Source organism: Picosynechococcus sp. PCC 7003 (genome assembly GCF_001693255.1).
In the GTDB taxonomy this organism is placed as follows: domain Bacteria; phylum Cyanobacteriota; class Cyanobacteriia; order Cyanobacteriales; family MRBY01; genus MRBY01.
The window spans coordinates 462,691-480,143 of sequence record NZ_CP016474.1; the positions used below are offsets into that span (position 1 = coordinate 462,691).

Annotated in this window: 13 protein-coding genes; 2 read left to right on the forward strand and 11 right to left on the reverse strand. The window is 49.6% G+C overall.

Annotation, left to right across the window (positions count from 1 at the left end; all coding sequences use genetic code 11):
• Nucleotides 1–129: 129 nt before the first annotated feature.
• The 8 genes from hetR to speD all read right to left on the reverse strand — a co-directional run bounded on the left by hetR (nucleotide 130) and on the right by speD (nucleotide 9,535).
• Nucleotides 130–1,074 carry a heterocyst differentiation master regulator HetR gene (gene hetR, locus AWQ21_RS02195; RefSeq protein WP_232315034.1) on the reverse strand — a complete coding sequence of 315 codons (945 nt, stop codon included), beginning with the start codon at nucleotides 1,072–1,074 and terminating at the stop codon, nucleotides 130–132.
• Nucleotides 1,075–1,321: 247 nt separating this feature from the next.
• Nucleotides 1,322–2,446: an aldo/keto reductase gene (locus tag AWQ21_RS02200; protein WP_065713127.1), complete on the reverse strand. Its 1,125-nt coding sequence runs from the start codon at nucleotides 2,444–2,446 to the stop codon at nucleotides 1,322–1,324.
• Nucleotides 2,447–2,469: 23 nt separating this feature from the next.
• The gene (locus tag AWQ21_RS02205; protein ID WP_232315035.1) at nucleotides 2,470–3,540 is read right to left on the reverse strand and encodes a tetratricopeptide repeat protein; all 1,071 of its coding nucleotides are present in this window, start codon (nucleotides 3,538–3,540) and stop codon (nucleotides 2,470–2,472) included.
• A gap of 169 nt (nucleotides 3,541–3,709) precedes the next feature.
• Nucleotides 3,710–4,756, reverse strand: coding sequence for a recombinase RecA (gene recA / locus AWQ21_RS02210; RefSeq protein ID WP_065715182.1), 1,047 nt, complete (start codon nucleotides 4,754–4,756; stop codon nucleotides 3,710–3,712).
• Nucleotides 4,757–4,924: 168 nt separating this feature from the next.
• The gene (ribBA, locus tag AWQ21_RS02215; protein ID WP_065713128.1) at nucleotides 4,925–6,589 is read right to left on the reverse strand and encodes a bifunctional 3,4-dihydroxy-2-butanone-4-phosphate synthase/GTP cyclohydrolase II; all 1,665 of its coding nucleotides are present in this window, start codon (nucleotides 6,587–6,589) and stop codon (nucleotides 4,925–4,927) included.
• Between the two features lie 88 nt (nucleotides 6,590–6,677).
• Complete coding sequence (locus AWQ21_RS02220; RefSeq protein WP_065713129.1) at nucleotides 6,678–8,339, reverse strand: ATP-binding protein; 1,662 nt, start codon at nucleotides 8,337–8,339, stop codon at nucleotides 6,678–6,680.
• 210 nt (nucleotides 8,340–8,549) lie between these two features.
• Nucleotides 8,550–8,780, reverse strand: a complete 231-nt coding sequence (locus AWQ21_RS02225; RefSeq protein WP_065715183.1) for a hypothetical protein — start codon at nucleotides 8,778–8,780, stop codon at nucleotides 8,550–8,552.
• A 371-nt stretch (nucleotides 8,781–9,151) separates the two neighbouring features.
• The gene (gene speD, locus AWQ21_RS02230; protein WP_041443332.1) at nucleotides 9,152–9,535 is read right to left on the reverse strand and encodes an adenosylmethionine decarboxylase; all 384 of its coding nucleotides are present in this window, start codon (nucleotides 9,533–9,535) and stop codon (nucleotides 9,152–9,154) included.
• Nucleotides 9,536–9,743: 208 nt separating this feature from the next.
• Here speD and clpB point away from each other — a divergent pair, with 208 nt between their 5' ends.
• Entirely contained in the window at nucleotides 9,744–12,746 is a 3,003-nt protein-coding gene (gene clpB, locus AWQ21_RS02235; protein ID WP_065713130.1) for an ATP-dependent chaperone ClpB, read from the forward strand.
• Nucleotides 12,747–12,773: 27 nt separating this feature from the next.
• Nucleotides 12,774–15,233 carry a hypothetical protein gene (locus AWQ21_RS02240; RefSeq protein ID WP_065713131.1) on the forward strand — a complete coding sequence of 820 codons (2,460 nt, stop codon included), beginning with the start codon at nucleotides 12,774–12,776 and terminating at the stop codon, nucleotides 15,231–15,233.
• 101 nt (nucleotides 15,234–15,334) lie between these two features.
• Here the strand turns inward: AWQ21_RS02240 and AWQ21_RS02245 are convergent, their stop codons facing one another.
• The 3 genes from AWQ21_RS02245 to AWQ21_RS02255 are packed head-to-tail and all read right to left on the reverse strand — an operon-like array spanning nucleotide 15,335 to nucleotide 17,453.
• Nucleotides 15,335–16,834 (reverse strand): class I SAM-dependent DNA methyltransferase, encoded by a 1,500-nt coding sequence (locus AWQ21_RS02245; RefSeq protein ID WP_065713132.1) that lies wholly within the window; start codon nucleotides 16,832–16,834, stop codon nucleotides 15,335–15,337.
• A 22-nt stretch (nucleotides 16,835–16,856) separates the two neighbouring features.
• A complete protein-coding gene (locus AWQ21_RS02250; protein WP_065713133.1) occupies nucleotides 16,857–17,243 on the reverse strand; it encodes a type II toxin-antitoxin system VapC family toxin in 387 nt (128 codons plus the stop codon).
• Nucleotides 17,244–17,252: 9 nt separating this feature from the next.
• Nucleotides 17,253–17,453 carry a hypothetical protein gene (locus AWQ21_RS02255; protein WP_065713134.1) on the reverse strand — a complete coding sequence of 67 codons (201 nt, stop codon included), beginning with the start codon at nucleotides 17,451–17,453 and terminating at the stop codon, nucleotides 17,253–17,255.

The following is a 17,453-nucleotide window of genomic DNA, read 5'->3' on the forward strand; positions in this document are numbered from 1 at the left end:
AACCTTTAAAGACAACCGAAAATCATTGTTGTTAAAAAAAAGAATTGGGGGGATGATGGCGCAATTTTTGCGATCGCCCCTCTTTTTTTATGTTTCAAATCGTTTGGGAAAGCGAGGACGTTCTCAGATTCAGGACAGGGAATGGTCTTGGGGGCCGAACATCATGTGAATCGCCATGGTGGGTTTACCCCGTTGGTGGTATTTCCCCGCCCAGTGTCGCATGAATTCATGTAGTTCTGTCTGGGCCTGGGACAAGTCAGCGGGGGCAATGTTGAGGGATTCAAAGATCCGCATGACGTTGTGCTGTTGCTTTGTCCAGGCGTGGCTAAGGCGCAAAAAGTGGGCGGCATCTTCGAGGAGGGAATGGGGGGCTTTTGTTGGGCTGTCGGGGCCGCCATAGGTGGGACTCAAGAGGATGTAATAGGGCATCCCCCAGGGGTTATCGAGGCGCATCACGGTCTCGGCGTGGAGCAAGCGGCGTTTGATATGTTCGGCGAGGGCTTCACTGAGGGGCAATGGGCGATCGCCTGGGGAGTTTTCTTGGGCCTGTTGGTGCAAAAAAGCAATGAGGTCGGCAAATTCGGCGGAGGAAATCCCCTGGGCTGTCGGCAGATCTGGGGGCAGTTTCGCCTCTAGGTAGGTCTGTTGCTCTTCGCTGAGGCGATCGCCCGTTAACCGAGGTTGGGAGCGATGCCAAGGATATTGCCCTAACCAAACCTGGGGTAACTCGGTCAGATAGGTCGGTTCCTGGAAAGCAGCATGCTGCAACCCTTGGCCCGTCTGGAGACCCTGTTCAATTTCTTGGACAATGGCTTTCACCCGTTTGGGTTCGATATGGTGCAGGTGACCAGTCATGCGCAGATTCCCCCCCTGTTCCACATAGGTGGTATAGACCGCACATTTGGCCGCCGTGGCCGCCGCACCTAAAAAAGCACCGTGACGATAACTGCTTTGACGGAGCGCAAAAAAAGCCAAGGATAATAACACCTGATCAAAGGCACTCGGGTTCAGGGCTTGGAGCAGTTCTCGCTCCGGTTGTGCCATCGACGAAAAAGCCCCAGCGGAATTGGTCAATTTTCAGATTTCCCCAAACGAATCAACTGGCGGAATGCAATCGTAATAGTCAAGTTTCGATGAACCCTTTAGGGGCTAAATTCTACTCGGCTTTCAGGTCATTAACTGGGGTTAATCCCTCGAAAACGGAAAAATCCGGCATCTCGCTGAACTTGATTCCATCGATTACGGTTGACGATCCCTGCTAAAAATCTAATGTTTATTGATGCACTAAATACATCCGCCAATATGCGCAAAAAGATGAAACTCAAGTTTCCCAAAGACGGCGGCGCGGTTTTCCGTTCAAGCGCTGGTGTGCCTCCTGGAGCAGTTGAGGGATAGGCAGTTGGCTGGGACAACGGGGTAGACAATCACCACATTCGGTACAGGCATTACCTTTTTTCCCAGGGAACCAATGGCCCGCATTTTCGAGCATTTGATAGCGGTATTCGCCGTAGCTTTGCATATCGTAGGCGATCGCCAAATTCCTGAGGCGGAGAATTTCGGGGATCGCAATTGCTTCAGGGCAAGGTAAGCAAGCGTAACATTGGTGGCATTCTGTCCCCTGGAGACGTTGGTGTTGATACTGGCTCAGGCTTGTGAGGCGCTGTTGCTCCTGGGAAGTGAGGGGCTGATCTTGGTCAACGAGGGGCACCAGAACAGCCAATTCGCTAGGATTGGCCGCCCCAAAGCTGAGGGTTGTAATGCGGCGATCGCCTAACAAAAAACGGTAGGTGAGTTCTAAAGGTGTGTCCGGTTGGCAGAGGGTCTGGAGGGTTTGGGGCGGGGTGAACAGTTGGCCTCCTTTATCGCCAGGGGAAATGATAAAAATCCCTAAATCCTTTGCCGCAGCAAGGGCGATCGCCTCGGCATTACGCTGAAAAAAATAGTAGTAATGGAGGTTAACAAATTCAAAATAACCCGTTTCAATGGCCTTGAGGATCAACGCCAGGGGGCCGTGGGTGGAAAAACCAAGGTGGCGAAATTTGCCTTGCCGTTGCAATTGTTGGAGCGGCCCTAGACCTGTCTCTAAAAACCACTGGAGATGTTCCGGTGTATTGATGCCGTGGATCGCCAAGCAGTCTAAATAATCGGTGCCTAAATTTTCCAAGGAAGCCGTGATGGTTCGCTCAATTTCCGCTGCTGCCCCCTTGGGTAATAGTTTGCTGGTGAAGAAAAATTTCGACCGGGGTAGACCCAACTCCCGAAAGGCTTGTCCTAACAGACGCTCACTCGTCCCGTAGCTCGGTGCCGTTTCAAAATGATTAATCCCCAACTGCCAAGCCCGCTGTAGCGTTGCCGTCATGGTTTCGCTGCTGTCTAAGGCCCGCATTGTTCCCAGGGAAAAAATCGAGATGTCTAGTTCTGTTTTCCCAAACCGTCGGTAACGCATGGTGATCGTGACTGGCGCGGTGCCTAGTCCTCTTGGATCGCCGCCATCAAGGATTCAGTAATATTGACGCCCCGGCGATCGCCCCGTTGTTGGTAGAGATCCCGCGCCATTTCGAGGGCTTCGAGGGCTTCACGGGAACGACGTCGCCCCTGGAGAGCTACCGCAAAATTGTAAAAGGCCGCCGGATCCGTGGGGGATAATTCTGTCAGGGCGCGGTAGGCAATAATCGCATTGATATAATCTTTGGTCTTCATTGCCGCCGACCCGTACAGCGCAAAAGCTTCGCGGGATTGGGGATCGACAAAACTGGCCTGTTCATAGGCGGCGATCGCCTGGGGGATTAAATTTTGGGTTTCGTAGATCTTGCCGACCCGAATTTGCATCCCACTGTCCCGGGTACTGAGGCGGCGGGCTTCTTCGAGGAAGGCGATCGCCTGGTCAGGATCATTGAGACCAAACCAAGTTACCGCTGCCTTAATTCTCAGTTCCGCATCATTGGGCCGTTGGCGCAGCAAATCAGGAAACAGAACCGCTGCCTCTTGGTTGCGTCCTAACTGTAACAGGCTGGTTAAACTATTTTGCAGCGCCATGGTGTTGTTACTGTCCTTGGCCAAAACCTTACGGTAGGCTACCAGGGCCTGTTCATAGTCTCCGACCCGAAATTGGACAGTCGCTAAACCTAGGCTATAGGCGAGGTTATCCGGTTGCAATTGGGTGGCCCGCTGGTAGGCATTGATCGCACTGCGGTCATCGCCGCTTTGGGCTAGATTGAAACCGAGGCCATTAAAAAACTCCGCATTATCGTCTTCTAATTCCGCTGCCTGGCGATAGGCCGTCACCGCCTCTGCATAATTGCCCAGTTGGGAGAGGGCATAGCCGAGGGCACCATGGATCCGGGCGTTGTTCGCTTCTAGGGTGAGGGCCTGGCGGTACTGCTGGACTGCTTGGGCAAAATTCCTGTTTTTGAGCTGTTCATTTCCCTGTTCGAGGAAGGCATTGAGTTGGGGGTTAGCCCAAGTGACTGAAGGGGACAAGACGCCGAGGGCGATCGCCACACCGCAACCCACTAACCAACGAGAGAAACGAATACCCATAGTGAACGTAACGTTTTTTTTCAAAATGACGCATCCGATTCTAGCACGCCGCTAAATTATGCTGTTGTTTGCTGCTTGTTTCCCGGATTCCCAAGAAAAAAGAGGCTTTTATTTGCCCCTTGTCTCAAGCGATTGTTTGGATCATCAATATTTGCCGCAACAGAAATGACTATTCCTCTTCGGTGGTGTGGTGCTCATCCCCAAAACCCATCGAACTCATATCGAGATTTTCCCGGACTTTTTGGGTGACAATGGCGGCAACATCGGGATTTTCTTCTAAATACTTCACCGCATTGTCCCGACCCTGGGCAATATTATCTCCTTCGTAGCTGTACCAAGCGCCTTTTCGGGTAATGACGCCTGTTTGTTCTGCGAGGTCTAACATACAGCCCACACTAGAGATCCCTTTGCCAAAGATAATGTCAAATTCGGCAATACGGAACGGTGGCGCAACCTTATTTTTGGCAACCTTGACCTTCGAGCGAATCCCAAATTCCCCTTCTCCTCCTTTCTTGAGGGTTTGAATGCGTCGGATATCGAGGCGCACGGAAGCATAGAATTTGAGGGCGGTTCCCCCGGTGGTCACCTCTGGATTGCCATAACTAATACCAATTTTTTGGCGCAATTGATTGAGAAAAATCACCGTACAACCCGAACGCCCCATATTCCCAGCAATTTTGCGGAGGGCTTTACTCATGAGACGAGCCTGGAGACCCACCTGCACATCGCCCATTTCCCCTTCAATCTCTGCCCTGGGCACCAGAGCCGCCACCGAGTCAATCACAATCAGATCCACAGCTGCCGAACGGACTAATTGATCGGCAATTTCTAGGGCAGATTCACCGTTATCGGGTTGGGCCACCAGCAAATTTTCGATGTCGACCCCCAGGGCCGCCGAATAGGTGGGATCAAGGGCATGTTCTGCATCAATAAAGGCAGCCACACCCCCTGCTTTTTGGACTTCGGCGATCGCATGGAGAGCGACCGTGGTTTTCCCAGAACTTTCCGGGCCATAGATTTCAACGATTCTCCCGCGTGGGAAGCCACCCCCCATTGCCTGATCTAGGGTCAATGCTCCACTGGGGATGGTTTCGACCTTCATCTGGGCGGCATCCCCCAACCGCATAATCGCCCCTTTACCAAAGTTGCGCTCGATTTGGTTGAGCACTAGGTTTAGGGCCTTTTCTTTGTCGGGATTATTGGTGATGGCTGACATGGTTACCTCGATCAACGTGGCGTAATGGGTAAAAGGTGATTGGTTTTCTGAGTTCAATCGTACTTATGGTATCGTAATTTCTCCGGAAAGCTGCCAAAGGATTTTTACAAGCCGACGAAAGGCAGATCCAGGCGATATTTCAGCGGCAAACAACCCCCACGAGAATGATTATTTTGGTTGCTGAAAGTGGTAGATCGTCTGGGTTTTGACGGGGGCCGCTTGGATAAAGGTGGGGAGCTGGGGCCAGGCCAAAAATTCACGGTCGAGTTGAATTTGTAACCCAGTCATCGGGTCGTCTCCTGTGGCAATCATAAACTCTAATTCCGTGAGATCCTCCCATTGGGCAATGTCGCTGAGGAGGGTGGCGATCGCCTGGAGGTAGGGGTGTTGCGTATCGGTGTACCAATCTGTACGGGCCAATTTAGCCTGGTCGAAGCCTAGGTGAACGATGAGCGGCGCATTGGAAAAGACTGCACTAGCAACCGGACGGGCTTCCTCCCGCACCAATAAATGTTGTGCTTGGGTCAGGTGGCGGAGCCGTTCTAAATGCTCATAGCGCTGGGTGACATTGTCTTTCCCTTGCCACCGGAGAGCGATGGTGGCGAGGTGGGTCTGCAGGAGCATATGCCCCAACTTCTGGGCCTTGGTATTGAGATAACGGGTATTAAAATCATTGCTCTCAATCAGAAGCGGCACTCGATCAACTACCTCTAAGCCATAGCCCTTCAAGCCTGCAATTTTACGGGGATTGTTCGTAATCAGACGAATTGCATGGACGCCAAGGTCATTGAGCATTTGTGCCCCCATGCCGTAGTCCCGCAGATCCGCCGGGAAACCGAGCCGTTCATTGGCCTCCACCGTATCCAAACCCATATCCTGCAAGGAATAGGCCTTGAGTTTATTAATTAAGCCAATGCCGCGTCCTTCCTGACGCAGATAGACCACTACACCTTGGCCAGCATTTTCGATCATCTTCAGGGCGGCAATGAGTTGCATTCGACAATCGCAGCGCAGGGAACCGAGGGCATCCCCCGTCAAACATTCTGAATGGACGCGCACCATCACAGGCTGATCGGCAAAATCCTTGGGATCACCCTTCACAATGGCTACATGTTCTGTGCCATCCATGGTGTTACGGTAGGCATAAATTTCAAATTGACCAAACTCCGTGGGGAGTTTCGTGACAGTCTCACGGTAAACAAAGCGGTCATTTTCGAGGCGATAGGAAATCAAGTCGGCAATGCTAATAATTTTGAGGTTAAATTTCCGGGCATATTCGATGAGCTCCGGTAGCCGCGCCATGGAACCATCGTTATTTTGGATTTCGCAAATGACCCCTGCTGGATATAAACCCGCTAAACGGGACAGATCCACTGCAGCTTCGGTGTGGCCTGCACGCTTGAGGACGCCACCGCTCCGGGCCCGGAGGGGAAAAATATGACCGGGGCGATTGAGGTCTTCTGGGCGCGCGGTGGGATCAATGGCCACTTGAATCGTGCGGGAACGGTCTTCGGCAGAAATCCCCGTAGTAACCCCCAGGCGGGGATGGGCGTCGATGCTGATCGTAAAGGCGGTTTGGTTGCTGTCGGTATTTTTATGAACCATCAAGGGCAGATCTAAGGCATCGAGGCGATCGCCTGTCATGGCCAAACAAATTAGTCCCCGTGCTTCCACGGCCATGAAGTTAATCATGTCAGGGGTTGCATGCTGAGCCGCACAAATGATGTCCCCCTCATTTTCACGATTTTCATCGTCTACGACAACGATGGCCCGTCCGGCTTTGATGTCACCCAATGCCGCTTCAATCGAATCAAACTGCCAAGCTGTATCCACGTATTTTCCGGTCTGCTAGATGTAATGTTTCTTTAATATTTAGTAATATTTAGTCTCCATTGTAACGTTTTGCCGGGGGCGGTGCGGCCTAGATAATCACCTGAGGATCCTGGTGCGTGGGCTGTTTGAGCACGGGTTTTTGCTGGAGGAGTACCGAGAAAGTGACCGTCGATCCGAGGCCTTCTCCCATACTGTAGAAAGAAATTTTACCGCCACAGGCCTCGACCAGTTTCTTGGAAATGGCGAGCCCCAACCCCGTACCACCATATTTGCGGGTATGGCCACCCCGGACTTGGGAAAAGTTTTGGAAGAGCTTAGATTGCATATCCAGGGCCACGCCAATCCCCGTATCGATCACACTAATTTTGACCATGCCTGGAAATTGTTGATCGTTGTGGCTAACGGGTTTAAAAACCAATTCAACATTAATGGTGATGCCGCCGGTATTGGTGAATTTAATCGCGTTGCCCACGAGGTTTAGGAGCACCTGAAAAATGCGCTGGTAGTCGGCATAGAGGATGATGTCGTCATGGCTTTCGGGCACCGACATTTCCCAAGTGAGATTTTTGCGCTGTAACTGGGGCCGGGCAAAGTTATTGAGGTTATCGAGCAGTTTCCCCAGGCTAATGGGCTGGAGATCGAGGTCGAGTTTGCCCGATTCGATTTTGGCAATGTCGAGGATATCGTTGATCAGATTGAGGAGATGGAGGGCACTTTCGTGGGCGGCGGCAATGAAATCTAATTCTTCGGCGCGGTTGTCAGCCATTTCATCAAGAACGAGGGTCAGAAAACCAATAATGCCGTTGAGGGGGGTGCGCAGTTCGTGGGTGGTATTGGTGAGGAAGTCATTTTTCAGGCGGGCGGCTTCGGTGGCGGTTTGGTGGAGTTGTTCGAGTTCTTGGTAGAGGGTGGCATGGGCGATCGCTGTTCCCAATTGTTCGGCGAGCTCCTGGGCAAATTCCTGTTCGACTTCCTGCCAAATCCTGGGGCGATCGCACTGTTGCAGACAGATAAAACCGTTGACGCTGCCCTGGTAGAGGGTGGGTAGGACAAGCACCCCTTGACTATCAGCAAGGTCGGGGCAAAGCGTTGTTAGGGATTGGGGGGCTTTGGTTTGGTAAATTTCTTCGAGGACTGGGCTTTCGGGCGATCGCCAACTCGTTCCCAAGCAAGAAGGAACTGATCCTTGGCGGTATTCTGCCTCGATCTGAAATCGACTTTGGGTTTCATCGGCGGTGACCAGTAGACAACGACTGACCTGCAAAGTTGTGCCAAGGCCATTCATTGCCTCTTGACGAATCACTGTCAGGTCAAAGGTATTGCGAATTTTGCGGGCAATGTGACTCAGGACCTTTTGGTAAGACAGAGGAGATAGGGGACTGGGGGAAACGGCCTGGGGAAAACCCACCACCAACAGTTGATTAACCCCGATGGAATTTACCAAAAGCCTGACGGGAAGGGACTGATCGGCCCATTGAAAAACACCATTTAAAGTTTCGGGTGTGCCCCCCTGGCAGACCCGTTGACAGACCGTGCTGTAGGCAGTGGGGTCTACATTAAGCCATTGCTGAAAAATGTTTGTGCCCACCATTACTTGGGGCCGACAACCAAAAGTTTCAGCCCGCTGCCAAAAAAAAGCTTTACAAACCCCCATTGTGTCCTGTAGGCAGATAATTTCTGCGTTGAGGGCTTGCCAGTAGGCAAAGTGCTGCCGTTGATCTGCTGGTAGTTGAGGCGGAAAACAACCCATGGAGGCACTGAGTAAATATTGTCGAGATTAAGTCCAGAGATTTGAGGGATCACCCAGGTGATCTCAAAGGGAGCCGCTGCGCGGTGCGCCTTTGGGGAAATCACACCTATTGGGGATTGTATCGGACTTTACCCTAATGGCCGACAAATACCCATTTTGATCAACAATTTGGGAGTTAAAGGCCAGCTTAACAATAATATACTCACCTTTTTAATCGTTCCATTCCCCCTTAGGTGGAACTGGGGGGTTACGCCGAAAACGTCGGGTTAATTCATCGTCGCGGACGCGCTCGCCCCGGAGCCACTGCTTAACGGCGGTTTCGATCACTTTGCTGGGGTCGTTAGTGAGGTGCTTAATTTGGTCGAGGACTTCTGGATCAATGTGAATCGAAATCTGGGTTTTTTCGGGCTGTTGTTGGGGGTTAGTGGGGAGATTTTCCATAGAAATGGCGGCCATTGGGGTGAGTTACATTCTATCAAAAGGCGTTTACGTCTCTGCATCAAGGGGTCTGGGGAATTTCCCCAATTGAAGTTGTTATTCTTTGTGCCATGCCAAAGCTTGCTAACGGGATGCTAAAGACTCAAAGCATGGTCTGTGGGGGCGATCGCCTTTGGTCGAGACCATGATGACGGGTTCATTTAGAGCGCCAAGATTGTGACGGTTTCTTGATGGGGCTGCCATTTTGTTGCACAAAAACAAGTAACCCCTCTCGTCTGGGGGACATAGAGGGGCATCTAAACTTATTGAGTTATTAAGTAATAACTGGACTGCCGGAGAGGTTTAACTTCCCCCTGGAACAGTCGTTAGATTGTTTAGGCGATCGCCGCAGCCATGGAGGGCACCAAAATTTCTTTGGGGAAACCGCGATCAAATTCGGTCATTTTACATTCCGTTGCCTGTAGCGCCTGCTGGAGGAATTTCATGGCTTCAACGGGCTTGCCGCGACCACAAAAGAAAAGATCAGCCGCAAAGTACCCATATTCGGGCCAGGTATGAATGGCAATGTGGGACTCAGCAAGGGTTGCGGTGGCTGTTACACCGTGGGGACTGAATTGATGGACACAAAGATCAATTAGAGTCGCTTCTCCGGCGGCGATCGCTTCGATCATGGCCCGACGGATACCTTCGGGATCATTGAGGAGGTTCGCAGGGGAACCCCAACCATCCACCACAAGGTGAGTACCCAATTTTTTCATTCTTTTTATCCTTACACTCCGAGTAAAGGGGATAAACTTTGCGTACATATCACAAAGAAGATCCCAGTTTCAATGATTTTCTGAAGAAAATAAATCCGTATTTTTACCTAAATTTGGATCAGAGAAATTTTCGCACCGCCCCCAAGGGACAATCAGCAACTTGTTATACTGTGCTGATAAAAACCGTTCACGCCAAAACAAACTACTGATGCAGCCCACCGATTCCAGCAAATTCACCGAACAAGCTTGGGATGCGATCGTCAAGTCACAGGAGATCGCCCGTCGCTACAGACACCAAAATCTTGAGGTGGAACATCTACTCTTGTCATTGCTAGAGCAGGAGCAGGAACAGGGATTGGCCCAGACGATTTTGACCCAGACGGGGGTCGATGGAGTCAGGCTCCAGCAGCAGTTAGAACGGTTTGCCCAGCAGCAGCCCAAATTAATGCGGGGTGACCAGCTCTATCTCGGTCAAGGTTTAGACGTAATGTTAGACCGGGCTGAAGCCTGTCGCAACAGTTGGCAGGATGATTTTATTTCTGTCGAGCATTTGCTAGTGGGCTTTGCGGAGGATGAGCGCATCGGGCGGCGATCGCTGAAAAGTTTCAACCTCGACCCCCAGGATCTCGAACTCAAGATCAAAGCCCTCAAGGGCACCCAAAAGGTCACCGCCCAGAACCAAGAAGAGGGTGGTAGTTCTTACGGGGGCAGTCCCCTGAGTAAGTATGGGCGCGATCTCACGGAACAAGCGAAAGATGGCAAACTCGATCCAGTAATTGGGCGGGATGATGAAATTCGGCGAGTGATCCAGGTGCTTTCTCGGCGCTCGAAAAATAATCCGGTTTTAATTGGGGAACCAGGGGTCGGCAAAACGGCGATCGCCGAAGGTTTAGCCCAAAGAATTGTTAACGGGGATGTGCCCGAATCCCTCAAAAATCGTCAGTTGATGTCCCTTGATATGGGATCCCTAATTGCTGGAGCCAAATATCGGGGCGAATTTGAAGCCCGTCTTCGTTCCGTGCTCAAAGAAGTCACCCAATCCGACGGACAAATTATTCTCTTTATCGATGAAGTCCATACCGTCGTCGGTGCAGGGGCAGGTAGCGGCACGATGGATGCCGGCAATTTACTCAAACCCATGTTGGCACGGGGCGAATTACGCTGTATCGGAGCAACCACCCTCGACGAATTTCGCAAACATATCGAAAAAGATCCCGCCCTTGAGCGACGTTTCCAGCAGGTACTCGTCCAACAGCCCACCGTCGAAGATACCGTTTCCATTCTGCGGGGCTTAAAAGAACGCTACGAACTCCACCACGGCGTAAACATTACCGACTCTGCCCTCGTTGCTGCTGCGACCCTTTCTAACCGCTACATCACCGACCGTTTTCTTCCCGATAAGGCGATCGATCTCGTCGACGAAGCCGCCGCCAAATTAAAAATGGAGATCACCTCCAAACCCGTCGAACTCGAAGCCATTGATCGCCGTCTGATGCAACTCCAGATGGAGCAACTCTCCCTCAAAGGCGAAGAACAACTCGGCACCACTTCCCCCGCCTATCTCGCCTCCAAGGAACGTTTAGATCGAATTGATGAAGAAATCAAAAGCCTAGAAGTTCAACAAAAGGATCTGTCTTCCCAATGGCTCGCCGAGAAAAATTTAATCGAAGAAATTAACGCCCTCAAGGAAGAAGAAGAACAACTGCGCCTCCAAGTCGAACAGGCAGAACGCGCCTACGATCTCAACAAAGCGGCTCAATTGAAATATGGTCGCCTAGAAGGGTTACAGGCAGAACTCAGCCAAAAAGAAGCGAAACTGCTCGAAATCCAAGCCGCAGGGGATGCCATGTTACGGGAGCAGGTCACGGAAGCGGATATCGCCGAAATTGTTGCCCGTTGGACAGGGATTCCCGTAAATCGTCTGATGGAATCGGAACGGCAAAAACTCCTACAACTCGAAGGGCATTTACATGAACGGGTGATCGGGCAGCAGGAAGCGGTTGAAGCTGTCTCGGCGGCGATTCGTCGGGCGCGGGCCGGGATGAAGGATCCCAGTCGTCCGATCGGTTCGTTTATGTTTATGGGGCCGACGGGGGTCGGGAAAACGGAATTGGCGCGGGCCTTAGCTGCCTTCCTTTTTGATAGTGAAGAGGCGATGGTGCGCATTGATATGTCCGAATACATGGAAAAACATGCGGTCTCCCGTTTGATTGGTGCGCCTCCCGGTTATGTGGGCTATGAGGAGGGGGGTCAACTGTCGGAGGCGGTGCGGCGGCGACCCTATTCGGTGGTGCTACTGGATGAGGTCGAGAAAGCCCATAAGGATGTGTTCAATATCCTGTTGCAGGTGCTGGATGATGGACGGATCACGGATTCCCAAGGACGGGTGGTGGATTTTCGTAATACGATCATTGTGATGACGAGCAATATTGGTAGTGAATTTATCCTGAGTTTGTCGGGGGATGATGCCAACTACGACAAGATGCGGGATAAGGTGACAGGATCGTTACGGAAAAATTTCCGCCCGGAATTTCTCAACCGGATTGATGAGCTGATTATTTTCCATACTCTGAAGCGGGATGAATTGCGTGAAATCGTGAAATTGCAAATTCACCGGATTGAAAAGTTATTAGCGGATCAAAAAATTACCTTATCGCTCACGGATGCTGCCCTCGATCATGTGGTGGAAGCGGGCTATGATCCGACCTTTGGCGCTCGACCCTTAAAACGGGCGATCCAACGGGAACTAGAAAACCCGATCGCCAACCGCATTTTAGAAACTGATTTTATGGAAGGCGATCGCATTTTGGTCGATTGCGTTGAGGGTGCTTTGGTTTTTGATCGGCAGCGACCCGAACGGGAAGTCCCAGAGGCTATTCCGGAGGAGGCGATCGCCGCAGAACTAGAAGAACAATCCCCAGAACCGGAAGAAGCATCTATAACAACGGAAGCAGAAATTCTCCCGGTTGTTGCACCGGATGAAATTGTGGTCGCAGAGACTGAACCCGATGAATCTGATGATGACTGGGGCGAAGATGAGACGACTACGACGGTTCCCTTTGATGCCGAACAGCCCGATGATCAATGGTTTGGTGCCGATGAGCCAGAGCAAACAACCAATAGCGTAGAATACCCGACCAGAGAAACGAACCCGCCAGCCTATGTTGGTGCTGATTCTGACTCAGAGGAAAACTGGCTGGATTCGATCTAATGAGGCTGTTTGACGATACTGTTTTCTATGCTCCCTCACGATTTTATTGTTGTTGATACCGAAGGAAAAGACATTCTCCGGGAAATTGCCGTTGTCAACCATGAAGGAAAGCTTATTTACGAGGCAATAGTTGAGGGAGCTGTCGGCAACGAAGATCAATATCTCAATCTAAAAACTCTCAATCTCATTCTGGAAGAATTTAGAGAGCTTGCAGAAGGAAAGGTGATCGTCTGCCATAAAGCGGCCCATGACCGTAGTGTCATTCAAAAAAGTTATGGCTTTTCGGGGCTACAAGAACCAAGCTGTAACTGGATTTGCACCTATGATCTTGCGAAACAAACTTATCCTGACCTAGGATTTTACTCACTAGGGGACTTAAGTCTTCGTTTACACCTCAAGCTGTATGGGCAATATTTCTCAGAGACCCAGGCCCATGCAGCCCGCTACGATGCTCTTTTTACCTACCAGCTCTACAAGCATATGACGACTCAAACCGACAACCTCAAACAGTTACTTCAGCCCTACCAGAATCCATTTGGGAGCAGTCGAGTCGATAATCCATTTCAGACCCACCCAGACCTTAAGAGCGTCTCCCAACAGCAATACGAAGCTCTAAAGTCGGTCTTAGAAGAAATCAAGAACGATCCCAACCGCCAAAGTCGAGGTGTTGTGATCACCGGGGAAGCAGGCACAGGGAAGAGTCACTTGATGATGCGCCTGGCCCAAGAACGATTAGAACGGAACCGTTTGTTCTTTATCAACCATCCCAATAATCCAGAGGGAGTTCTCTTCCATATTTACAGTCGGGTTTTAGAGTCTTTGATTGAAAGAGTAGGAGATACGGAATACACTCAACTTGACCATCTTTTGGCCCATTTCCTATCAAAAATTATCAACCGTCAGAATATTCCACTTCCTACTCAAAAGGAAGCCGAAATCATTGAAGCCCTGGAAGGAAACCCCTTAGAAGTCTTTGAGAAACTCGGAGGTGAAGATACAAACCGTAAACGAGACTTCTGGGATTACATCGAGAAAAAGGTAGAACAATGGTGGCAATTTACTTACAATGCTTCAGGATTATCGGCTCAAGTTCTTAGGGGAATTCTCCGGTATTGTCGTTACACTGATCCAAATCGCAAGCTTTGGATTAAACGGTGGTTAGCAGGTTATGAACTTGAACCCCAGGAACTCGAATTAGTGGGCTTGGTAGACGAGAAATGGGATACCCAGACAACTAGAGAAACTTTAGGTCAAGAGGCTTTAGTCGTTTTTGGGAAGCTGTCTCTTTTGGATGAGCCTTTAATTATTGTCTTCGATCAGCTTGAAAGTTTAGCTTATGAAGAAAACGCCAACTTACTTACGGCCTTTGGTGAAGGTTTTAGGGAACTCTTTACCCATGTGAACAATAGTCTTTTCATCTCGATCATGTTTCCTGAAAGTTGGAGAATATTTCAGGAAAGACTTGATGGTTCCGTAATAGATCGCCAGGGTCAAATCCAACTGACTGTGAATTCCCCAGACCGGGTGACTCTTGAGCGGCTTTTGGAAGTGCAACTAGAGGGGCTACCATTCTCTGCCAACGACATTTTCACCACTGAAGAGAAAGAAGAAATATTAAATCAGCGAGTCATCCGAAAAGTGATTAACCGGGCCGCTGATTATTACCGGTTTAAGCGGGATGGTATTCCGGTACCATCTTTAGTGCCGACCCAGCAACAGCAGACCAATACTCAGATTATCTTTGAGATTTCCCAGGATCTTGCGCAGGTGAGTAAGACGGTCGAAGAACTTTCAAAAAAACTGAATACTTTGTTAGTTCAAAAGACGGAGACCGTTACCCCCTCGCCTCTGCCAAGTCCTCAACCAGGTTCTGTCAATGGTTCCCAGACTCCAGTAGTCAACACTGAGGTACATATCTTGTATGACTACCTCAAGGCCCAGAAACAGGCTTTAGAAGCAGGTTATCGGAATCATGATAAGAGGATTATTACGACAGGAGAAGACCGCAGTTGTCTCCAGACTGTTCTGACGACGTGCCACAAGCTTTATGGCTTTGACATTGACTGTCTAAAAATCCCGAAGAAGAAGACCCCCGATAATTTGGTTGTTATTCAGGCAGATAAACGCTATTGTGTTGCCTTTCTTTATGAAACAGGGACAAGTTTTGCGAGTCGGATGAAGAACATGAACCAGCTCGTGGTAGGCAATCCCGGCACTCATTTCTCTCTATTGCGGGATCCAGAATCACCAGGGGTCAGTGGAAAGGTTGGTCAAGCGGAACTAGAAAAATATAATTACTGCAATCACACAACCTTTGTAGAATTTGGGATGGAATATCGTGTGCCGTTGGAACTGTTTGAGAACATGATCATTGATATTCAAAATAGAGACCTAGAGGTCAATTTAAATATGGCGCTCCTCGAGATCTCAAATTTTATGCCAGACAGTTGGATTGTGCGCCTCCTTAAAGGGGAAAGACCTTTTTAAGAATGAGATTTAGGTTTAAGTTGAAACAGAAAGTCCGTGCTTGCTTGCCTTGCAATGAGTATCGAATAGTGCACAACTCCAATGGCTATAGAATTACTGAGTTAATCTTCAAGAGCGCTCAAAACTTCTTTAAAGCTATTTAATCCGGCTTCAAGATTTTCAATGATTTCGGCGGCGAGGTCTTCGGGGTCGGGGAGGTTATCGAGGTCGGCAAGGCTTTGGTCTTTGATCCAGAAAAGATCGAGGCTGGTTTTGTCGCGATTCATGATCTCGTCATAGGTGAACTTCCGCCAACGTCCATCGGGATTCATCTCTGGGTGATAGGTTACGGTTCTGTTGTGGCGATCGCCAGGATTGTAACACTGGATAAAATCGGTGAGATCTTCGTAGCGGAGGGGCTTTTTCTTTAGGGTGTGATGGATATTGGTGCGGTAGTCGTAGTACCAGATTTCCTTTGTCCAAGGTTCTTTACTGGCGGGATGGTTATCGAAGAAAATTACGTTTGCTTTTACGCCATGGGCATAGAAAATCCCGGTGGGTAATCTCAAAATGGTGTGGAGATCGGTATTTTTGAGGAGTTGTTTACGGATGGTTTCCCCTGCGCCCCCTTCAAAGAGGACGTTATCGGGCACGACCACAGCGGCTTGTCCGGTGCTGGTGAGCATGGTGCGGATATGCTGCACAAAGTTTAGTTGTTTGTTAGAAGTGGTTGCCCAGAAGTCTTGGCGGTTATAGGTGAGGGCATCTTTTTTCTTTTTGCCGTTTTCGTCTTCGTTGTCATTGGTAAAGGTCATGCTGCTCTTTTTCCCGAAGGGGGGATTTGCCAGCACATAATCATAGGTATCATCGCTGGGGGCAATCAGGGCGTCGTTACGGGAAATGGTAATTTCTTCGCTGTCGATTTCGCCGATCTGGTGCAAGAGTAAATTCATCAGGCAGAGGCGGCGGGTATTGGCGACGATCTCATTACCGTAAAAGGTGGATTTTTTGAGGAATTGTTTTTCGTCTTTGTTGAGGCGGTAGTTTTTGGGGTCGCTGAGAAAGTTATAGGCGGCAAGGAAAAATCCCCCTGTGCCGCAGGCAGGATCGGCGATCGTATGTAAGGGTTTGGGGCGGAGGCATTCCACCATGGCACGGATCAGGGGTCTGGGGGTGAAATATTGTCCGGCTCCGGATTTGGTGTCGGCGGCGTTGCGTTCGAGGAGGTCTTCGTAAATTTCGCCTTTGGTGTCTTTGTCGAGCATGATCCAGTTCACTTCATCGACCATACTGATTAGGCTGGAGAGTTTGGCGGGGTCTTGGATTTTGTTTTGAGCTTTGGTGAAAATCTGTCCCAACATGCCGGGTCTGGTTCCGAGTTCCCGCAGGAGTTCGATGTAGTGGGTTTCGAGGGCTGCACCTTTTTTCTCCTTGAGGCTTTGCCAATTGTAGGTTTCGGGGAGATCAATTTGTCGGTTATAGGGCGGTTTGGTGTATTCGTCCGCCATTTTGAGAAAAATTAAATAGGTGAGTTGTTCGAGATAGTCGCCATAGCCCACGCCATCATCACGGAGGGTGGTGCAGAAATTCCAAACTTTGGCGCTTACGGATTCGGTAGTCATTTTTGAATTTAATCTAGGCGTTTTATTGATTGGCAAAAGGATTAATGACTTCTAAGCTAGAAATATTTTTAAAGTCATTAACATTGCGGGTGACCAGAATCGCATTTTCTGTTAGGCATGTACTCGCAATAATGGCATCGGGTAATTTAATCTTATGTTGTTGCCGAAGTTGAATTGTTTGAGTTTCAACTGATGGATTGATAAAGACTAAATCAAAGATTGCAAGGCTATCTTTTATCTCTTGAAATTGCTGCTGAGATAAATTGGGATAACCTAACAGCTCGATCTTGACAATTGTGGAAAGAATAATTGTATTTTCTTGGAGAAAGTCGAAGTCAAAAAGAGGGTCTACCTGAGGCTCTCCGCTAAAGTAGTCAATAAATACATTGGTGTCATATAAGTATTTCATCTTGAGCGTCTAATCCCATTCTTGACGCACTGTTTGACTGTATTTGAGTAATTCTTGCCGTTGTTCTTTTAGGATTCCTTTTGTTCGTTTCAGGACTTCGTATTTGGCAGGGGTCAACACTTGATTGATAAATTCTTCTGGCAAGTTAAAGGTAAGGTTTTCTTGGTCTTCTTGGAGAAGATAGGTTTTGGGGATTTTGATGATAGTCAT